This is a genomic window from Pseudonocardia petroleophila, from assembly GCF_014235185.1.
Classification (GTDB): Bacteria; Actinomycetota; Actinomycetes; order Mycobacteriales; family Pseudonocardiaceae; genus Pseudonocardia; species Pseudonocardia petroleophila.
In genome coordinates this window covers 698,675-716,312 of sequence record NZ_CP060131.1, presented here as the reverse complement: position 1 = coordinate 716,312, position 17,638 = coordinate 698,675, and the positions used below count along the sequence as shown (strand labels likewise).

The 17,638-nt window shown below is 76.1% G+C and carries 18 protein-coding genes and 1 pseudogene; 13 read left to right on the top strand and 6 right to left on the bottom strand.

The window, feature by feature from the left end; all coding sequences use genetic code 11:
* Positions 1-61: 61 nt before the first annotated feature.
* Both H6H00_RS03500 and tatB read left to right on the top strand, forming a co-directional pair.
* Positions 62-1,603 carry a S1C family serine protease gene (locus H6H00_RS03500; protein ID WP_185719932.1) on the top strand — a complete coding sequence of 514 codons (1,542 nt, stop codon included), beginning with the start codon at positions 62-64 and terminating at the stop codon, positions 1,601-1,603.
* 27 nt (positions 1,604-1,630) lie between these two features.
* Positions 1,631-2,071: a Sec-independent protein translocase protein TatB gene (gene tatB / locus H6H00_RS03495; RefSeq protein ID WP_185719931.1), complete on the top strand. Its 441-nt coding sequence runs from the start codon at positions 1,631-1,633 to the stop codon at positions 2,069-2,071.
* A gap of 7 nt (positions 2,072-2,078) precedes the next feature.
* On the opposite strand, the gene H6H00_RS03490 is transcribed toward tatB, so the two are convergent.
* Entirely contained in the window at positions 2,079-3,482 is a 1,404-nt protein-coding gene (locus H6H00_RS03490; RefSeq protein WP_185719930.1) for an amidase, read from the bottom strand.
* The gene (locus H6H00_RS03485) at positions 3,479-4,297 is read right to left on the bottom strand and encodes a D-2-hydroxyacid dehydrogenase (protein WP_379540076.1); all 819 of its coding nucleotides are present in this window, start codon (positions 4,295-4,297) and stop codon (positions 3,479-3,481) included. The genes H6H00_RS03490 and H6H00_RS03485 overlap by 4 nt, the downstream gene beginning before the upstream one ends.
* A gap of 245 nt (positions 4,298-4,542) precedes the next feature.
* Here H6H00_RS03485 and H6H00_RS03480 point away from each other — a divergent pair, with 245 nt between their 5' ends.
* The 3 genes from H6H00_RS03480 to H6H00_RS03470 are packed head-to-tail and all read left to right on the top strand — an operon-like array spanning position 4,543 to position 6,442.
* The gene (locus H6H00_RS03480) at positions 4,543-5,037 is read left to right on the top strand and encodes a DUF3830 family protein (RefSeq protein WP_221775778.1); all 495 of its coding nucleotides are present in this window, start codon (positions 4,543-4,545) and stop codon (positions 5,035-5,037) included.
* Complete coding sequence (locus H6H00_RS03475) at positions 5,034-5,741, top strand: maleate cis-trans isomerase family protein (RefSeq protein ID WP_185719929.1); 708 nt, start codon at positions 5,034-5,036, stop codon at positions 5,739-5,741. Before H6H00_RS03480 ends, H6H00_RS03475 begins: the two co-directional genes overlap by 4 nt.
* Positions 5,742-5,743: 2 nt before the next feature.
* Positions 5,744-6,442, top strand: a complete 699-nt coding sequence (locus H6H00_RS03470) for a GntR family transcriptional regulator (protein WP_185719928.1) — start codon at positions 5,744-5,746, stop codon at positions 6,440-6,442.
* Here H6H00_RS03470 and H6H00_RS03465 read toward each other — a convergent pair.
* Positions 6,405-7,016, bottom strand: a complete 612-nt coding sequence (locus H6H00_RS03465) for a hypothetical protein (RefSeq protein ID WP_185719927.1) — start codon at positions 7,014-7,016, stop codon at positions 6,405-6,407. The two genes, H6H00_RS03470 and H6H00_RS03465, sit on opposite strands and share 38 nt — an antisense overlap.
* Positions 7,017-7,051: 35 nt before the next feature.
* On the opposite strand from H6H00_RS03465, the gene H6H00_RS03460 reads away from it, so the two are divergent.
* Positions 7,052-7,261: a hypothetical protein gene (locus H6H00_RS03460; RefSeq protein WP_185719926.1), complete on the top strand. Its 210-nt coding sequence runs from the start codon at positions 7,052-7,054 to the stop codon at positions 7,259-7,261.
* Positions 7,262-7,332: 71 nt separating this feature from the next.
* A complete protein-coding gene (locus tag H6H00_RS03455; RefSeq protein ID WP_185719925.1) occupies positions 7,333-8,580 on the top strand; it encodes an aspartate aminotransferase family protein in 1,248 nt (415 codons plus the stop codon).
* A gap of 49 nt (positions 8,581-8,629) precedes the next feature.
* Here H6H00_RS03455 and H6H00_RS03450 read toward each other — a convergent pair whose 3' ends face one another.
* Positions 8,630-9,778 carry an Mrp/NBP35 family ATP-binding protein gene (locus H6H00_RS03450; RefSeq protein ID WP_185719924.1) on the bottom strand — a complete coding sequence of 383 codons (1,149 nt, stop codon included), beginning with the start codon at positions 9,776-9,778 and terminating at the stop codon, positions 8,630-8,632.
* A gap of 99 nt (positions 9,779-9,877) precedes the next feature.
* Here H6H00_RS03450 and H6H00_RS03445 point away from each other — a divergent pair, with 99 nt between their 5' ends.
* The 4 genes and pseudogenes from H6H00_RS03445 (at position 9,878) to H6H00_RS03430 (ending at position 14,292) form a co-directional block, all read left to right on the top strand.
* Complete coding sequence (locus H6H00_RS03445; RefSeq protein WP_185722130.1) at positions 9,878-10,306, top strand: MarR family winged helix-turn-helix transcriptional regulator; 429 nt, start codon at positions 9,878-9,880, stop codon at positions 10,304-10,306.
* 580 nt (positions 10,307-10,886) lie between these two features.
* Positions 10,887-11,828 (top strand): glycoside hydrolase 5 family protein, encoded by a 942-nt coding sequence (locus H6H00_RS03440; RefSeq protein WP_185719923.1) that lies wholly within the window; start codon positions 10,887-10,889, stop codon positions 11,826-11,828.
* Positions 11,829-12,103: 275 nt separating this feature from the next.
* Positions 12,104-12,484: pseudogene (locus H6H00_RS32115) on the top strand (C40 family peptidase); the annotation flags it as partial.
* Between the two features lie 671 nt (positions 12,485-13,155).
* Entirely contained in the window at positions 13,156-14,292 is a 1,137-nt protein-coding gene (locus H6H00_RS03430) for a hypothetical protein (RefSeq protein ID WP_185719922.1), read from the top strand.
* A 46-nt stretch (positions 14,293-14,338) separates the two neighbouring features.
* On the opposite strand, the gene H6H00_RS03425 is transcribed toward H6H00_RS03430, so the two are convergent.
* Together H6H00_RS03425 and H6H00_RS03420 are read right to left on the bottom strand one after the other, a co-directional pair.
* A complete protein-coding gene (locus H6H00_RS03425) occupies positions 14,339-14,836 on the bottom strand; it encodes a DUF1003 domain-containing protein (RefSeq protein ID WP_185719921.1) in 498 nt (165 codons plus the stop codon).
* Positions 14,829-16,094: a magnesium transporter MgtE N-terminal domain-containing protein gene (locus H6H00_RS03420; RefSeq protein ID WP_185719920.1), complete on the bottom strand. Its 1,266-nt coding sequence runs from the start codon at positions 16,092-16,094 to the stop codon at positions 14,829-14,831. Before H6H00_RS03420 ends, H6H00_RS03425 begins: the two co-directional genes overlap by 8 nt.
* Positions 16,095-16,133: 39 nt before the next feature.
* Here H6H00_RS03420 and H6H00_RS03415 point away from each other — a divergent pair, with 39 nt between their 5' ends.
* Positions 16,134-16,994: a PhzF family phenazine biosynthesis protein gene (locus H6H00_RS03415; protein ID WP_185719919.1), complete on the top strand. Its 861-nt coding sequence runs from the start codon at positions 16,134-16,136 to the stop codon at positions 16,992-16,994.
* Between the two features lie 68 nt (positions 16,995-17,062).
* On the top strand, positions 17,063-17,632 hold the full coding sequence (locus tag H6H00_RS03410) for a TetR/AcrR family transcriptional regulator (RefSeq protein WP_185719918.1): 570 nt from the start codon (positions 17,063-17,065) through the stop codon (positions 17,630-17,632).
* Positions 17,633-17,638 lie beyond the last annotated feature (6 nt).

The window sequence follows — 17,638 nt, the reverse complement described above, 5'->3', positions numbered from 1 at the left end:
CCGGCTGCGGCAGGCTGACCACGGCCCGTCCCGCCCGCCGTCCCAGGAGTCCCCGCCGCCGATGACAGACCGCGCGACCAGCGACGCCGCCCGGCAGCCGGGGCGGCCGGCGCCCGAGCCGGAGGACGGCGACGTCGACGGGGCCGGCCCGCCACGGCTGGAACCCCGGCCACTGGACCGCCCCGCCGTCGACGCCTCGGCGGAGTCGGTGTTCGGTCGCCCGGCCGGGCTCACCTCGGGCTTCGCCACACCCGCCGCCCGGTCCGCCGCCCCGCCGCTCGCGACCGCCGCCCCGCCCGCGCTCGCCGCGGCCTTCGGCCGTCCCGCGGCCGGTGGCGACGCCCTGCAGCGCCCGCCCGGCGACGCGGCCCCCGGCCCCGGCGCCGACGACCCCCTGTGGGCCGGCGCCGAGGACGATCCGTGGCGCGACCCCGCCAGCGGCGTGGCGCTCGGCCCGCCCGCCGTCGACCCCGCCGCCCCCGCTGCCGCGCCCACCGGCGAAGGGGCCCGGCTGAGCCTGCGCGAGGTGCTGTTCGGCCGCCGCGTGCAGCCCCGCGCCCTCGCGCTGCTCGCCGTCGTCGCGCTGGCGGTCGGGGCGGTCGGCGGGCTCGTCGGCCGGTTCACCGCGGAGGGCGCCAGCTCGCTCACCGAGCCCGGGGCCACGCTCGCCTCGGTCCAGCCGGCCACCGCGCGCCCGCCCGGCTCGGTCGCCGACATCGCCCAGCGGGTCGTGCCCGCCGTCGTCTCGATCGAGGTGCGGGTCGGGGAGGAGGGCGGCACCGGCTCCGGCGTCGTCATCGACGGCAGCGGCTTCGTGCTCACCAACAACCACGTCGTCGCCCCGGCCGCGGAGGTCGAGGGCGCGTCGATCGAGACCGTCTTCAGCGACGGCACGCGCACCCGGGCGGCCATCGTGGGGCGCGACCCGAAGACCGACCTCGCGGTGATCCGGGTCGGCGTCACCAACCCCGTGGTCGCCCAGATCGGCACGTCGTCCGCGCTCGCCGTCGGCGACGCCGTGATCGCCGTCGGCTCGCCGCTGGGGCTCGCCGGCACGGTCACCGAGGGCATCGTCAGCGCGCTGGACCGGCCCGTGCGGCTCGAGGGCGGCGGCAACGTCAACGCGGTCATCGACGCCATCCAGACCGACGCCGCGATCAACCCGGGCAACTCGGGCGGGCCGCTGGTCGACGCGACGGGTGCCGTCGTCGGGATCAACACGGCGATCAGCAGCATCGGCGGCGGTGAGGGCGGGTCGATCGGCCTGGGGTTCGCCATCCCCATCGACGACGCCAGGGTGATCGCCGAGGAGCTCATCCGCACCGGGGTCGTGAAGCACGCCGAGCTGGGCGTCAACGCGCGCTCGGTGGAGGACGACACCTCGGCGGGTGCGCAGGTGCAGAACGTCCAGCAGGGCGGCGCGGCCGCCGCGGGCGGCATCCTCGAGGGTGACGTGATCGTCACCCTCGGCGAGCGGAGCATCGCGGGCGCCGACGAGCTGGAGGTCGCGGTCCGGGAGTTCGAACCGGGCGCGACCGTGGCCGTCGGGCTGATCCGGGAAGGCCGTCCGCTGACGGTCTCGGTGGTGCTGACGTCGGACTGATCCGGGGCCGCGGGTAGGATCGGCCCCATGTTCGACAGCGTCGGCTGGGGCGAGATCATGGTGTTGGTCGTGGCCGGGCTGTTCATCCTCGGTCCCGAACGGCTCCCCGCGGCAGCGGCCTGGCTGGGCGGCGCGATCCGGCAGGTCAAGGAGTACGCCACCGGGGCCCGCGACCAGCTCAAGGGCGAGCTCGGCCCCGAGTTCGACGAGCTGCGCAAGCCGCTGGAGGAGCTGCGCGGGCTGCGCAACTTCAACCCGAAGACCGCGGCCACCCGCGCCCTGTTCGACGACGGCCCCGCCGAGAAGCCCAACGGCTTCGCCCCGCGGAACGGCACCGGCAACGGCTCGCCGTACCTGTCGAAGGAGAACGGCGGCGGCGGCACCCCGCAGCGCCACCCGGCCACCGGGCCCGCGCCGGAGGCGCTCGCGAAGAACGAGCGCCCCCCGATCGACCCGGACGCGACCTGATCCGGCCCTAGCCGACCGGCGGCCGCGGCCGCCGCAGGTGCCAGTCGGTCGTCGACTGGAACGCGTACGCGGCGGCGAGCACGGCGGCGTCGGCGTGGCGCGGCCCGACGATCTGCAGGCCGATCGGCAGGCCGGTGCGGGTGAACCCGCAGGGCACGGTCGCGGCCGGCTGCTGGGTCATGTTGAACGGGTAGGTGAACGGCGTCCACGACGTCCAGCGCTCCCGCGGCCACCCCGCCGGCACCTCCACGCCCGCGTCGAACGGCGGGATCGGCAGCGCCGGGGTGAGCAGCAGGGAGTGGCGGGTGTGGAACTCGCCCATCGCCTTCCCGAGGTCGTTGCGCACGGCCATCGCGGTCAGGTAGTCGATCGCGCTCGCCCGCGCGCCCTGCTCGGCGATCGCCACCAGCGCCGGGTCCATCCGCGCGCGCTGCTCCGGGCCCAGGTGCTCGATCGACTTCGCCGCGCCGGAGAACCACAGCGTCTCGAACGCGTCCACGGGGTCGGTGAAGCCGGGGTCGACCTCGGTGACCAGCGCGCCGAGCGTCGCGAACACGTCGACGGCCGACTCGAACGCCGCCGCCACCTCCGGGTCGACGTCGACGTAGCCCAGGGTGGCGCTGGACGCGACGCGCAGCCCGGCGACCTGGGCCCGCGCGACGGCGTCGACGGCGGACGGACCGGCGGCCAGGGCCCAGGGATCGCGGGGGTCGAAGCCGGAGACCACGTCGAGCAGCAGCGCCGCGTCGGCCACGCTGCGCGTCATCGGGCCGACGTGCGCGAGCGTCCCGTACGGGCTCGCCGGCCAGTTCGGCACGCGGCCGTAGGTCGGCTTGATCGTGGTGGTGCCGGTGAAGGCGGCCGGGATGCGGACCGAGCCGCCGCCGTCGGTGCCGAGGCTGAGCGCACCCATCCCGAGCGCGACGGCCGCGGCGCTGCCCCCGCTCGACCCGCCCGCGGTGAGCGCCGGGTTCCACGGGTTGCGGGTGACGCCGGTCAGCGGCGAGTCGGTGACGCCCTTCCAGCCCATCTCGGGGGTGGTGGTGCGGCCGAGGACCACGGCGTTGTGCTCGCGCAGCCGGGCGACCGCGGGGGCGTCGACGTCCCACGGCCCGGCCGGGTCGATCGTGTGCGAGCCGCGCAGGGTGGGTCGTCCCGCGGTGAGCAGCAGGTCCTTGATCGAGGTCGGGACGCCGTCGAGGGCGCCCTCGGGCTCGCCGCGGTGCCAGCGCGCCTCGGACTCCTTCGCCGCGGCCTGCGCCTCGTCGGCCTGGACGAGGCAGAACGCGTTGACCACGGGGTCGTAGGTCTCGATGCGGTCGAGCGCGTCGCGGGTGGCCTCGACGGGGGAGAGCTCTCCCGTGCGGTACGCCTCGAGCAGCTCGACGGCGGTGAGGTCGGCGGAGGTCATCGAGCACTTCCCGTCACGAAGCCCAGCGTCTTGTCCACGACGTTGGCCAGCGGCTCACCCGCCCGGTAGCGGGTGAGGTTGTCGACGAACAGGGTCTCCAGCTCGTCGCGCCAGCCGAGGATGTCACCCGACATGTGCGGGGAGACGATGACGCCCGGCAGGCCCCACAGCGGGGAGTCGGCGGGCAGGGGCTCCTTCTCGAACACGTCGAGGGCGGCCCCGGCGACGGTGCCGTCGCGCAGCGCGGCGACCAGGTCGTCCTGCACGACGAGCGCGCCGCGGCCGACGTTGATCACGCGGGCCCGCGGCGGCAGCAGCCCCAGCGTCGTGGCGTTCAGCATCCCGCGGGTGGTGTCGGTGAGCGGTGCGGCCAGCACCAGCCACTCCGCGCGCGGCAGCAGCCCGGGCAGCTCGTCGATCGGGTGCACGCCCTCGCCCGCGCGCCGCCCGACCAGCTCGACGCGCATGCCGACCGCGGCCAGCATCGCCGCGGTGGCGCGCCCGATCGGCCCGCTGCCGACGACGACGGCGGTGCGCCCGCCGACCCGCTCGCTCTCCCGGTGCCGCCACTCGCCCTTCGCCTGCGCGTCGAGCGTGCCCGCCAGGTCCTTGGCCATCGCGATGACCAGCCCGGTGACGTACTCGGCGATCGGGGTGTCGAACACCCCTCGCGAGTTGGTCAGCACGACGTCGGAGTCGAGCAGGGCGGGGAAGGTCAGCCGGTCGACGCCCGCGCTCGCGGTGTGCACCCAGCGCAGGGAGTCGGCGGCCGGGAACGCGTCGCGCACGGCCGTCGACATGAAGTCCCAGACCAGCAGGATCTCGGTGCCGGGGAGCGCGGCCGTCAGCGTCTCGTCGGTGACGAACCGGACGTTCGGGCCGTCGAGGTGCTTCGGACGGTCGGCCGAGTGCAGGATCGTGATGACGGGATCGTGCCCCTGATCTGCGGAAACGGGCACGTGCATGATCCTCTCGACGGGGCGGGCGGCGGTGATTGACACGCTAGGAAGCGTTCGTATGATTGTCAACAATCTCCGCGTCCGACCCGAGGTGATCTCCGTTGTCCAAGCTCCTGCGCGTCCGTCTCGAACGCCGCGGCGTCTCGTGCGTGGCCGAACTGCTCGAGAAGCAGGCCCCGCGCACCGTCGCCGCGGTGTGGGAGGCCACGGCCGACGGCCCGCTCGCCGGCCCGGCCCAGCACGCCAAGTACGCGCGCAACGAGGTGTACACGATCGTCCCGCGGTTCGGCCCGCGGATCGGCCACGAGAACACCACCGTCACCCCGATCCCGGGGGACCTGTGCTACTTCGACTTCTCCGGCGGCGTCCTCGACGAGGCGTTCAAGGCCGACCAGGGCATCGACAGCGAGGCGGGCGGCATCGACCTCGCGATCTTCTACGGCCGCAACAACCTGCTCATCAACGGCGACGTCGGCTGGGTGCCGGGCAACGTGTTCGGCGCGATCGTCGACGGCCTCGACGCGATGGCCGAGGCCTGCCACGACGTGTGGCGCTCCGGCAGCGTCGGCGAGCGACTGGTCTACGAGCGCGCATGACGACCGTCGGCATCCTGTACCCCGGCTTCTCCGCCGAGGACGACTACCCGCGGGCCGAGCGGCTGCTCGACGGCCCCCGCCTGCCGCTCGTGCACACCGAGATGCGCGAGGACGCCCACCGCGTCGACGCGCTGCTCGACATCGGCGGCGACGACGTCCTCGCGGCGGGGGCCCGGGCGCTCCCCGGGCCGCTCGACTCGATCGTCTGGGCCTGCACGTCCGGCAGCTTCGTCTTCGGCTGGGACGGGGCCGCCGCGCAGGTCGAGGCGCTGGGCGCGGCCGCGGGCGTCCCGGCGTCGAGCACGTCGTTCGCGTTCGCCGACGCGTGCGCGCACCTCGGGATCACCCGCGTCGCGGTCGGGGCGACCTACCCCGACGACGTCGCGGAGCGGTTCGTCGCGTTCCTCGCCCGGGCCGGCGTCACGGTGGTGCGGCTGTCCGCCCGCGGGATCGTCACCGCGGCGGAGGTCGGCACCCTGCCCGCCGAGGACGTGCTCGCGTTCGCCGAGGCGGCCGACCACGCCGACGCGCAGGCGCTGCTGCTGCCCGACACCGCGCTGCACACCGTCGACCTGCTCGACGCCCTCGACGCGCGCGTCGGCAAGCCGGTGCTCACGGCCAACCAGGTGAGCATCTGGCAGGGGCTGCGGCTGGCCGGCGCGGGGGGCCCGCGTCCGGGACTGGGCCGGCTGTTCGGGAGGTGACGATGGACCTGACCGATCTGGAGCCGGTCGAGCGCCGCTCCACCGCGGCGATCGTGGCCGACCGCATCCGCACCGCGATCATGCGCGGCACGTTCCCGCCCGGAACCCAGCTCGGCGAGGTGGAGCTGGCCGCGAAGCTCGGGGTGAGCCGCGGGCCGCTGCGCGAGGCGATGCAGCGGCTGGTCGCCGAGGGACTGCTGCGCAGCGAGCGGCACCGCGGGCTGTTCGTCCGCGACCTCGACGCCGCCGACGTCCGCGACATCTACCACGCCAGGGCGTCGGTCGAGCGGGCCGCGGGCCTGCTGCTGCTCGACGGCGACCGCGCCGGGGCCGCCGACCGCCTCGACGACGCGCTGGCCGCCATGGCCGCCGCCGTGGCCGGGGGTGACCCGGCGGCGATCGCCGACGCCGACCACGCCTTCCACGCCGAGCTCGTCGCGGCGTCGGGGAGCCCGCGGCTGCGGCGGATGGCCGACGGCCTGCTGGTCGAGACCCGCATGTGCCTCGCCGCGCTCCAGCAGACCGCCCCGCCGTCGGACGGGCTGCTCGCCGAGCACCGCGAGCTGTGCGAGGCCGTGCGGGCGGGTGACCGCGACCGCCTCACCGCCGCCCTGGAGGCGCACATGGCCGACGCCGTGACCCGCCTGCTGACCCCGGTCGCGGTCACGCGGCCGGCGCAGGCTCCCTCACTGCCGGCCTAGTCGCGAGCCGCACCGCCAGCACCGCGCAGCCGACGCCGAGCAGGACGCCGTGCGCGATCCGCAGACCGGGCGGGGCGAAGAACTGCGGCAGGAACAGGACCATGCCCGCGGCGAACGGCACGGCGTCGCGGCCCAGGGCGACCGCGACCAGCACGGCCGACACGGCCAGCCCGGCCAGCCCGGCGCCGAACAGCGTCACCTGCACCGGGCCCATCCGGACGGCCTCCGCGAGCGCGGCGAGCCGCTGCGGGTCGGTGACGAGCCCGCCGAGCGCGTGCAGCGCGAACGTCTCGGCGCCGTAGTAGGCGATGGTCGCCCCGGCTGCGGTCCACCACAGGGCCGTCGCGACGCGCAGGCCGCGACGTCCCCGCGTCAGTGCGACGAGGCCGAACCCGGTGAGCAGGAACGCCGCCACCGCGGCGAGGTGGGCGACGAGCCAGGCGGGCGAGGCGAACGCGGCCGCCGCCGTGGCCGGGTCGAGGTCGCCGTACGGCCGGACGGCCGGGTAAAGGACGAACAGGGCGCCGGCCGCCGCGAGGGCGACCGCGCCTGCGGTGTCGGAACGGTGCGGCACGGGATCCTCCGAGAATCGAGAGCAGTGCTCACATCGTGCGCGGGACGGGGTGCTGCGTCAAGAGCAGTGCTCTCGTAAGAGCGCACTGCTCCAGCGAGGAGTCGGGCCCCGACTTCTTCCGCGACGGCGTCGCCGCGGCCGCCGCGGCGGTGCCGGGGGCGCGGGTCGGTCTGGTCGAGGGCGAGGACCACGGGGTGGACCAGGAGGTCCTCGCGCCGGTCCTCGCGGGGTTCTTCCGCGCCTGACGCCTTGTCCCGGGGCGGACCCGTGTGCTTTCCTCGACGTTGTCGACAATCCGACAACACCAGGAGTGCTCATGGCCAGGCTGTCCCCCGTCCTCCAGCAGGCGACCCCCGTGCAGGTCGCGCGCGGCGAGGGCGCCTACCTGTACGACACCGACGGCCGCCGCCACCTCGACTTCACCGCCGGCATCGGCGTCACCAGCACCGGGCACTGCCACCCGAAGGTGGTCGCGGCCGCGCAGGAGCAGGTCGCGACGCTGATCCACGGCCAGTACACGACGGTCATGCACCAGCCGCTGCTGCGGCTCACCGAGCGCCTCGGCGACGTCCTGCCCGCCGGCATCGACCGCGTGTTCTTCCTCAACTCCGGCAGCGAGGCCGTCGAGGCGTCGGTGCGCCTCGCCCGGCACGCCACCGGCCGCCAGACCGTCATCGCCTTCGACGGCGGCTTCCACGGCCGGACGATGGGCGCCGCCGCGCTCACGACGTCGGGCGGGAAGATCCGCGCCGGCATCGGCCCGATGATGGGCGGGGTCGCCTTCGCGCCGTTCCCCTACGCGTTCCGCTACGGCTGGACCGAGGAGGAGGCGGTCGCGTTCTGCCTCAAGGAGCTCGACCGGATCCTGGTCACGGCCGCGCCCGCGCGCGACGTCGCGGCGTTCCTCATCGAGCCCGTGCTCGGCGAGGGCGGCTACGTGCCCACGCCGCCCGCGTTCCTGCGGGGCCTGCGGGAGCGCGCCGACGCCCACGGCATCCTGCTCATCGCCGACGAGGTGCAGACCGGCTACGGCCGCACGGGTGCGTTCTGGGGCCACCAGCACACCGACGGCCTCACGCCCGACATCCTCATCACCGCGAAGGGGCTGGCCTCGGGCTTCCCGCTGTCGGCGATCGCGGCCCCCGAGGCGATCATGAGCAAGGCGCTGCCCGGCTCGCAGGGCGGCACCTACGGCGGCAACGCGGTCTCCTGCGCGGCCGCGCTGGCCACCCTCGAGGTCATCCAGGAGGAGAACCTCGTCGCCAACGCGGGGGAGCAGGGCCTGCGGCTGCTCGACGGGCTGCGGAAGGTCGCCGTCGAGCACCCCGGCATCGCCGACGTCCGCGGCCTGGGCCTGATGGTCGGCAACGAGTTCCTCACGCCCGAGGGCGCACCCGACGCGGCGGCGGCGAGCCGGGCGCACGCGGCCGCGGCCGAGCGCGGCCTGCTGCTGCTGACCTGCGGCCCGTTCGGCAACGTCGTCCGCATGATCCCGCCGCTGATCGTCACGGCGGAGCAGGTCGACGAGGGCGTGGCCCTGTGGTCGGAGGCCGTGCGCGCCTGACCGGTCGTGCGCGGGAACGGCGGCCGGAGCCGCCGTTCCCGCGCACGGTCTACCGACTCACCGGCGTCAGGTTCAGGCTCATCCCGGCGAGTCCCCGGGCCCGGGTGGTCAGCTTGTCGGCCACCTTCTTCAGGGCCTGTGCGCTCGCGCTCTCCGGGTGCGTCAGCACGATCGGGGTGCCGGCGTCGCCGCACTCGCGCAGCGCCGTCTCCAGCGGGATCTGGCCGAGCAGCGGCACCGGGGCGCCGATCGCGCGGGTGAGCGAGTCGGCCACGGTCTGCCCGCCGCCGGACCCGAAGACCTCCATGCGCGAGCCGTCGGGCAGCTCCATCCACGACATGTTCTCGACGACGCCCGCGATGCGCTGCTTGGTCTGCAGCGCGATCGACCCGGCGCGCTCGGCGACCTCCGCCGCGGCCTGCTGCGGCGTGGTGACGACGAGCAGCTCGGCGTTGGGGATGAGCTGCGCGGTGGAGATCGCGATGTCGCCGGTGCCCGGGGGCAGGTCGAGCAGCAGGATGTCGAGGTCGCCCCAGAACACGTCGGCGAGGAACTGCTGCAGCGCGCGGTGCAGCATCGGGCCGCGCCACACGACGGCCTCGTTGCCCGGCGTGAACATCCCGATCGAGATGACCTTCACGTCGTGCGCCTGCGGCGGCATGATCATGTCGTCGACCTTGGTGGGCAGCGTGGTGGTGCCCAGCATCCGCGGGATCGAGTGCCCGTAGATGTCGGCGTCGACCACGCCCACGGACAGGCCGCGGGCGGCCATCGACGCGGCCAGGTTGACGGTGACCGAGGACTTGCCGACGCCGCCCTTGCCCGACGCCACGCAGTACACGCGGGTCAGCGACCCGGGCTGCGCGAACGGGATGACGGGCTCCGCCGCGTCGCCGCGCAGGCCCCGGCGCAGCTCGGTGCGCTGCTCGTCGTTCATGACGTCGAGCTCGACCGCGACCTCGCGGACCCCGGTGACCGCCGCGACGGCGGTGGTGACCCGCCGGGTGATGGTGTCCTTCATGGGGCAGCCGGCCACGGTGAGGTACACGCCGATGTGCGCGAGCCCGTCCGCGGACACCGACACGCTCTTGACCATCCCGAGGTCGGTGATCGGCTTGTGGATCTCCGGGTCCTCGACGGTGGCCAGAGCAGCGCGGACGGCCTGCTCGATCGTGCTGGTCTCAGTGGAGGTGGACACGCCGCCATGCTACGTGGACCGCCGCGACCCGCCCGCCGGTCCGTACCATCCCTCGACGTGCCCCCCCGTGACGTGCCCGACACCGCGGCGCCGCGCGTCATGCCGTCGGTGGACCAGCTGGCGGCGTGGCGGGCGTTCCTGCGGGCGCACGCGACGATCACGCGGGCCCTGGAGTCGGAGCTCGTCGCCGAGCAGGACCTGTCCCTGGCCGCCTACGACGTGCTGGTGCAGCTGGCCGAGGCCCCCGGGCGCCGGCTGCGGATGACCGAGCTGGCCGACGCCGTGCTGCTGTCGCGCTCGGGGGTGACGCGGCTCGTCGACCGGATGGAGCGCATCGGGCTCGTCGCGCGCAGCCGCGTCGAGGGCGACGGCCGCGGTGTGGCCGCGGAGCTCACCGACGAGGGCTTCCAGCGGCTGCGGGTGGCCTCGCGCACGCACCTCGCGGGCGTGCTGCGGCACTTCGTCGCCCGCCTCGACGTCGACGACCTGTGCGCCCTGGAGCGGATCAGCCGCCTGCTCGACGGCTGACGTCCCGGCGCGGCCGCGGAACGCCGCACCTCCAAACGGGGGGTTCCGACCCACCCCAGACACGGCTGCTGCCGTCGCCGGGCGGCGGGCACCGTGTGCGGCGGGCTGATCGTCCGCATCGGCCCCTCCACGATCCGGGGGGAACGAACCATGCGCCGCACCACGACCGTGAGCCGCGCGCTGCTGGTCGCCGGGATCGCCGCCACCCTCGCCTGCGCCTCGCCCGCGGTCACGCCGACCACCCTGCGGGCGGGGGCGCGGACCCCGGGGTGCGCGGTCGTCGCGGAGTGCCCGCTCCCCCCCGGACGGGACGATCGATGCGGCCGTGCCCGTGCCCGGCCTGCCGGTGCCGCCGACGGCGTCCGTGGCGGTGCTCCCCGGGGCGGCCACCCCGCCGCCGACCGGGACCCCCGCACCGGTCACGGTGGCCCCGGTCCGGCCCGCGGTCCCCGTGGCGCCCCCGTCCGCGACGGTCCCGACCACCCGACCGGTGCCGACGGACCCGACGGACCCGACAGCGCCGACGGACCCGCTCCCGTCGGACCCGCTCCCGTCGACCCGGTCGTCGGCACCGTCCCCGGTGACGCTCCCGGGCGCCGCGCTGCCCGGGCCCCCCGCCGCGCCCGGCGACATGCGGCCGATCACGGTGCAGGGCGACCGGATCATGCGCGACGGGGTGCCGTGGTGGTTCCTCGGCTACAACTCCTTCGTCTGGTCCGGCGACTGCGGCGACGGCGACGAGGAGATGACCGCGCAGGACGTCGACGCCTGGTTCGCCGGCATGCGTCACGACGGCCACGGCGCCGTCCGCCTGTTCTTCTACGACGGCTGGGACATCGCCCGGCTCGACGCCGCCGTCGCGTCCGCGACGGCGCACGACGTCTACCTGACCATCACCCTCGACGACGCGATCGGCGGGTGCGGGGAGAACGACAAGGACGCGGGCTGGTTCGCCGATCCCGAGGAGCGCGCCGGGTACCAGCGGCACATGACCACGCTGCTGGAGCGCTACCGCGGCGAGAACGCCATCGCGTGGTTCGAGTTCTTCAACGAGCCCGCCTACGAGGGCGGAGCGCTGCGGCGGTTCTTCGACGACATGGGTGCGGTCGCCGACCGCATCGACCCGGACCGGCTGTTCTCCTCCGGCACGGTGGCCCCGTACTGGCTCGACGGCGAGGACAACTTCCGCGACGTGCACGAGTCGCCGGGCGTCGACATCGCCTCGATGCACGAGTACGACATGGACGAGGTCGAGTCCAACCACGGGCCCGGCGTCCGAGCCGGCGCGGCGGGCAAGCCGGTGATCGTCGGCGAGTTCGGGATCGACGCCGGGCCCGGCTGCGCCGGCTTCGAGTCCCGCGCCGCCCGCTTCGCGGACAAGGCGGCCGCCTACACCGCCACGGACGTGGGCTACGTCGGGGCGTTCGGCTGGGCGTGGCAGCCCGGCGGGAGCGGCTGCGACCTGGGCAACCTCGACGCCGACCCCGCGACGCAGGACGTCCTGCGGTCGTACGCCCGATGAGCCGGCGCGCGCCCGGTCCGGCCGCGGAGTCGAGGACCCGCGACCGCGTCGGCTGGATGGCGCTCCTGGTGGTCGCCGCGCTGTGCCCGGCCCCGGGCGGAGCGGCGTCCGCCGCCGGGGCCACGGCGACCGCGGCGGGGTCCGTCGCGGCACCGGTCCCGACGGCTCCGTCCGCGGAGACCGGCGACCTGCCGGCTGCACCCCTGCTCGTCGGCTCGCGGGCGCCGGACGCCCCGTCCGCGGACCCCGCGCAGCCGGTCGTCTACACGACCGACGCCCCCGACGAGCGCGTGCGGATCGCCATCGACCACGCCCTCGCCCAGATCGGTGTGCCCTACCTGTGGGGCGGTGACGGTCCGGCCGCCGGGGAGGGCGGCTTCGACTGCTCCGGCCTCACCACCGCCGCCTACGCTGCGGCCGGGATCCGGTTGCCGCGCACGGCCCAGACCCAGTGGAACGCCGGACCGCACGTGCCGGCGGGATCGCCGCTGCTGCCCGGTGACCTGGTCTTCTACGGGACGCCCGACCGCGTCCACCACGTCGGGCTCTACCTGGGCGACGGGCGGATGGTCAACGCGCCGCGTCGGGGCAGGCCGGTCCAGGTGGCCTCGGTGCGCTACCGCGGGGACGACTACCTCGGTGCGACGCGGCCCGCCGCGCTGCCCGGATCGCTGCGCGACGGACTCCTCGGGGAGGTCACCGCGCCGCGCCTCGGCCCGGTCGCCCCGCCGGCCGGTGATGACTTCGCGGCCCCTGCCGCACCGGTCCCCGTGACCGTCCCGGTGACGGTCGCGGTCCCGGGGCCGGGCGGCGGCGTGGTCGTCACCGGGCCGGTCGTGGCGGTGCCGCCCGTCGCTGCGGTGCCGCCCGTCGCTGCGGTGCCACCCGCCGCGGCGGTGCCGGTCGCTGCGGTGCCCTCCCCGGCGGTGCCCGCCGCCACCACCGGCCCGACCGGCTCGCCGTCCACGGTCCCGCCGACGCCGACGCCCGTCCCGACCCGGGCACCCGCCCCCGCTCCGGCCCCGGCGCCCGCCCCGGCCCCGACCTCGCGCACCCCCCAGCCCGCCGCCGCGCCGGTCCCCGCGGCGGCGCCGTCCTCGAGTGCCGCTGCATCCTCCGCGCCGCAGGCCCGGGTGGCCGCCGCGCCGGGCACCCCCGCCTCCGCGACCGCCGTGGTGGCACCGACGACGGCCGTGGCCGACCCGCCGCCGTCCGGCCCGTGAGCCCGGCGTCCCGCACCCGGCCCGGAGAGCGGGCGGGAGGTCAGGGTCCCGGTCGACCGGGTGGGGAGCTCGTCCGCCGCCCGCCCGCGATCGTTGTGCGGTGGGTGCCGGCGCCGAGCCCGGTGCAGTGGTGCGTGGCGCGACCGGTGCGGTGCTGGCAGGTCACGCCCGGCGGCACGGTCCAGCTCGTGGACGTCCCGGCCGGGCACGTGGTCGTCCGCGTCGCCGGGAAGCGGGCCGCCCGCAGGCGCAGGCTGCTCGTCTCGACCCTGCTCGGGCTCGTCGCCGCGGGCAGCGCGGTGATGGCGGTGGCCGGTGGGTGGGCGGCGGAGCCCGGTCCGGGCGCGGGATCGGCAGCCGCGATCGGGAAGGTGCCCGTCGTGCCGGGGCCGCCGGCCGGCACCGGACCCGGCGGGCCGGTCGGCCCTCCGGTCGCCGGGATCGTCGACGGCACCGTCCCGGACGCCCTCCCGTGGATCGCGGTCCCCGATCCCGGCGCGGTCGGTCTCGAGGTGCCCGTGCCGACGACCGGCCCGGTCCCGGTGGCGGTGCCGGACGCGCCGGCCCCGTCCGGGCCCGATCCGGCGGGGGCTCCGGTGGCCGGGCCCGATCCGGTGGCCCCGTCCGGGCCCGCCCCGGTGGCGCCTCCCGATGCCGGGCCGGCTCCGTCGTCCGGGTCCGATCCGGTGGCACGTCCCGATGCCGCGCCGGATCCGGCGCCGTCGCCCGGCTCCGATCCGGTGGAGCCGTCGGATCCGGTGCCGTCGACGGGGTCGGCTCCGGTGTCCGGTGCCGATCCGGTGCCGACGCCGGGGTCCGTGCCGCCCACACCCTCTCCGACCGCGCAGGCACCGACATCAGTTCCGGTGGCGGCCGCGCTCCTCTCCGCGCCGCTGGCGCCGCTGTCCCCGGTCACGGTGGGGACCGACGGCCGCCCGGCGGTTCCCCCGGACGCCGCGCAGGGGGTGCTGCCGGCCGCTCCGGGCTCGGCGGCCGTGCTGGTGATCGGACCCGGGCACCCGGCGGCCGCCGGGTTCCTGGCCGCCGGGAACCCGGACCGTGCGCTGACCGTCGTGCTCCCGGACGGCACGGTGCAGCGGCTGCGGGTCGGCCCGGCGCGTGCTCTCGGGGCCGCGGCCGCGGTGTCCCGGCGGGCCTCCACGACGTCGGCGCTGCTGGTGGAGATGTGGTCGGCGGACGGAGGCGCGTACGTCGCGGAGACCGAGCCGGTCGCGCCGTAGCGGGGACCGCATCGCCGTGCCGGTCGTGACCGGCCCGGGACGGTGGTCACCAGGCCCGTCGGTCGCCCGGTGGTCTGGTCCGGCCCGCGTCGCCCGCGAGCCGGTCGCCCAGCTTGTCCAGCTCCCCGCGCAGGTAGTCCCGGGTCGCCATCTCGCCGACGGCGAGGCGCAGGGCGGCCAGCTCGCGGGCGAGGTACTCGGTGTCGGCCTTGGTGCGCTCGGCGCGGGTGCGGTCCTCGTCGAGCGCCACCCGGTCGCGGTCGTCCTGCCGGTTCTGGGCCAGCAGGATCAGCGGCGCCGCATAGGCGGCCTGGGTGGAGAAGGCCAGGTTGAGCAGGATGAACGGGTAGGGGTCCCAGCGCAGCGACACCGCGGTCAGGTTGAGCGCGATCCAGATGATCACGATGACGGTCTGGATGGCGAGGAAGCGGCCGGTGCCCAGGAACCGGGCGATACGCTCGGAGAACTTGGCGAAGCCGTCCGGGTCGAGCTCGAAGGGTCGGCGGCCGGGGCGGTCCAGCCGCCGGCGTGGGGCGTCAGGCATCTGCGGCCTCCGTCGGCGCCTCGTCGGTGAACCGGTCGCGCCAGTCCGGCGGCAGCAGGTGGTCGAGCACGTCGTCGACGGTGACGGCGCCGAGCAGGTGGTCCTCGTCGTCGACGACGGGCCCGGCGACCAGGTTGTACGCCGCGAAGTACCGGGCGATCTCGCCGAGCGTGGCGTCCGGGGACAGCCGGGCCAGCTCGCTGTCGACGACGCCCGCCACCAGCTCGTACGGCGCCTCCCGGAGCAGCCGCTGCACGTGGGCGCAGCCGAGGTAGCGCCCGGTGGGCGTCTCGGCGGGCGGGCGGCAGACGAACACCATGCTCGCCAGCGCGACGGGCAGGTCGGGGTTGCGGATCCGGGCGAGCGCCTCGGCCACGGTGGCGTCCGGGCGCAGGATCACCGGCTCCGGGGTCATCAGCCCGCCCGCCGTGTTCGACGAGTAGGTCATCAGCCGCCGCACGGGGGCCGACTCGCCCGGCTGCATCAGGGCGAGCAGCGCCTCGGACTCGGCGGTGGGCAGGTCGCCGAGCAGGTCGGCGGCGTCGTCGGGGCTCATCGCCTCCAGCACGTCGGCGGCGCGCTCGGAGTCGAGGTGGGCGAGCAGGGCGCGCTGGTCGGCGTCGGACATCTCCTCGAACACGTCGGCGAGGCGCTCGTCGTCGAGGGAGTCCACGACCTCGTGCTGGCGCTTGGCCGGCAGCTCGGACAGGGCGGCCGCGACGTCGGCGGCGCGCATCGTCTCGAACACCGCGAGCAGGCCCGCGGTGCCCTGCCGGTCGGTGAGCGACAGCCCGGTGACCGCGCTCCACGGCAGCTCCCGCACGTGGCCGCGCCGGGTGAAGCCGTGCCGCCGGGCCCGCACCGCGAGCCGGCTGATCACCCAGTCGCGCGAGCGGGTGGGCTCGATCGCGGCGTCGACGACCACCGCGGCCACGTCGCCCTCGACGATCGTGACGGGCGCGTCGAGCAGCTGGCCCACCACGAGCGTCTCGTTGGGGCGCTGGGCGAACCCGCGCAGGCTCACCGAGCCGGTGGCCAGCGTGACCGCGCTGGGGTCGATCGAGGTGACGCGCAGCATCGGCACGAAGATCCGCCGCCGCGTCACCATCTCGACGACGAGCCCGAGCACCCGCGGCGGGCTCGCGTCGACCCGCACGGTGACGACGGCGTCGCGCACCCGCCCGATCCGCTCGCCGTCGGGGCCGAACACCGACAGGCCGACCAGGCGTGCGACGAAGACGCGGTCGGAGGAGGCCATGACGCGCAGCCTAGGGTCCCGCGGCCGTAGGGTCCGGCCGTGCTGCGCTACGACATCGTCGACGTGTTCACCGACCGCGCCTACGCGGGCAACCCGCTCGCGGTGGTGCACGGCGGCCTGGACCTCACCACGGAGCAGATGCAGGCGATAGCGGGGGAGTTCCACCTGTCGGAGACGGTGTTCCCGCTGCCGCCCACCGGCGACGCCGACTACCGGGTGCGGATCTTCACGCCCGGTCGCGAGCTGCCCTTCGCCGGGCACCCCAGCGTCGGGGCGGCGTGGGTGCTGGCCCGTGACGGGCTGATCTCCATCGGCGACGTCGTGCAGGAGTGCGGGGCCGGGCTGCTCCCGGTGCGGGTCGACGACCACGGCGCGCAGGTCACCGGCGGCGCGCCGGAGATCGGCCCCGCGCTCGACGGCGCCGCGCTGGCCGCCGCGGTCGGCCTCTCCCCGTCCGACGTGGACGCCGCCGTCCCGGCCGGGGTGGCGGGCGCCGGGGTGCCGTACGCGTTCCTCGTCGTGGCGCCGGACGCGGTGGCCAGGGCGCAGCCGGACCCGGCGGCGGTCCGCGCGCTCACCGAGGGGCTCGTCGGGCTGACGGTGGTGTCGGTCGACGCCGCCGCGTCGGCCGCGCACGTGCGGATGTTCGCCCCCGACGTGGGTGTCTCCGAGGATCCGGCCACCGGGTCCGCGGCCGTCGCGCTGGCGGTGTTCCTCGTCGACCGCGGCGTGCTGGCCGCCGACGGGCAGACCGGCTTCACGGTGGCCCAGGGCGCGGAGATCGGCCGCCCGTCGACGCTCGGGGTGCTGGTGCACGCCGACGCCGGGGCGGCCGTCCGCACGTCGGTGTGGGGCACGGTGACGGCGGTGGCCCGCGGCGAGCTGGTGGCCCTGCCGTAGCGCGCCCCCGGCGGTGCCGGGGCCGGACGGGTGGGCGACCATCTCGCGGTGCACAGCAGGGGATCCCGATGGAGCTGACGCCGCGGGGCAGACGCCTCGGGGACGCCGCGATCGCGGTGCTCGCCGAGTCGGGGAGCCGGGCGCTGACCCACCGCGCCGTCGACGAGCGGGCGGGGCTCCCGCCCGGGTCGACCTCCAACCTCGCGCGCAGCCGCGCCGCCCTGCTGGAGCTGGCGCTCGCGCGGATGGCCGAGCTCGACCTCGCCGCGCACGCCGGGATCGAGCAGGCGGCGACCGGCGGCAACCTGGCCGCGACGATGGCCGCCGCGTTCCGCCGGGTGCTCGTCGAGGACCGGAGCCGGGCGATCGCCCGCTACGAGCTCGCCCTGGAGTCGACCCGCCGCCCGGAGCTGCGCCTGCGGTTCGACGCCGAGAGCGACGCGCTGAACGCCCGGTCCCGCGCGGTGCTCGCGGCCGCGGGGTCGACCGATCCCGACCGGCACGCCCGGCAGGTGCTGGCGTTCATGGAGGGGCTGCAGTTCGTCACCGCGGTCGACGGGCGGCCGGTGCCCGCTCCCGCTGAGCTGCACCGCATGTTCGACGACCTGCTGTCCGGGATGCTGCGCCCGGGCGGGTGAGAAGCC

What these genes read in the sequence shown, in the direction of transcription:
- H6H00_RS03500 (WP_185719932.1), top strand. Translation starts at nt 62, where the DNA reads ATGACAGACCGCGCGACCAGCGACGCCGCCCGGCAGCCGGGGCGGCCG.
- tatB (WP_185719931.1), top strand. Translation starts at nt 1,631, where the DNA reads ATGTTCGACAGCGTCGGCTGGGGCGAGATCATGGTGTTGGTCGTGGCC.
- H6H00_RS03490 (WP_185719930.1), bottom strand. Translation starts at nt 3,482, where the DNA reads ATGACCTCCGCCGACCTCACCGCCGTCGAGCTGCTCGAGGCGTACCGC.
- H6H00_RS03475 (WP_185719929.1), top strand. Translation starts at nt 5,034, where the DNA reads ATGACGACCGTCGGCATCCTGTACCCCGGCTTCTCCGCCGAGGACGAC.
- H6H00_RS03470 (WP_185719928.1), top strand. Translation starts at nt 5,744, where the DNA reads ATGGACCTGACCGATCTGGAGCCGGTCGAGCGCCGCTCCACCGCGGCG.
- H6H00_RS03455 (WP_185719925.1), top strand. Translation starts at nt 7,333, where the DNA reads ATGGCCAGGCTGTCCCCCGTCCTCCAGCAGGCGACCCCCGTGCAGGTC.
- H6H00_RS03445 (WP_185722130.1), top strand. Translation starts at nt 9,878, where the DNA reads ATGCCGTCGGTGGACCAGCTGGCGGCGTGGCGGGCGTTCCTGCGGGCG.
- H6H00_RS03425 (WP_185719921.1), bottom strand. Translation starts at nt 14,836, where the DNA reads ATGCCTGACGCCCCACGCCGGCGGCTGGACCGCCCCGGCCGCCGACCC.
- H6H00_RS03420 (WP_185719920.1), bottom strand. Translation starts at nt 16,094, where the DNA reads ATGGCCTCCTCCGACCGCGTCTTCGTCGCACGCCTGGTCGGCCTGTCG.
- H6H00_RS03410 (WP_185719918.1), top strand. Translation starts at nt 17,063, where the DNA reads ATGGAGCTGACGCCGCGGGGCAGACGCCTCGGGGACGCCGCGATCGCG.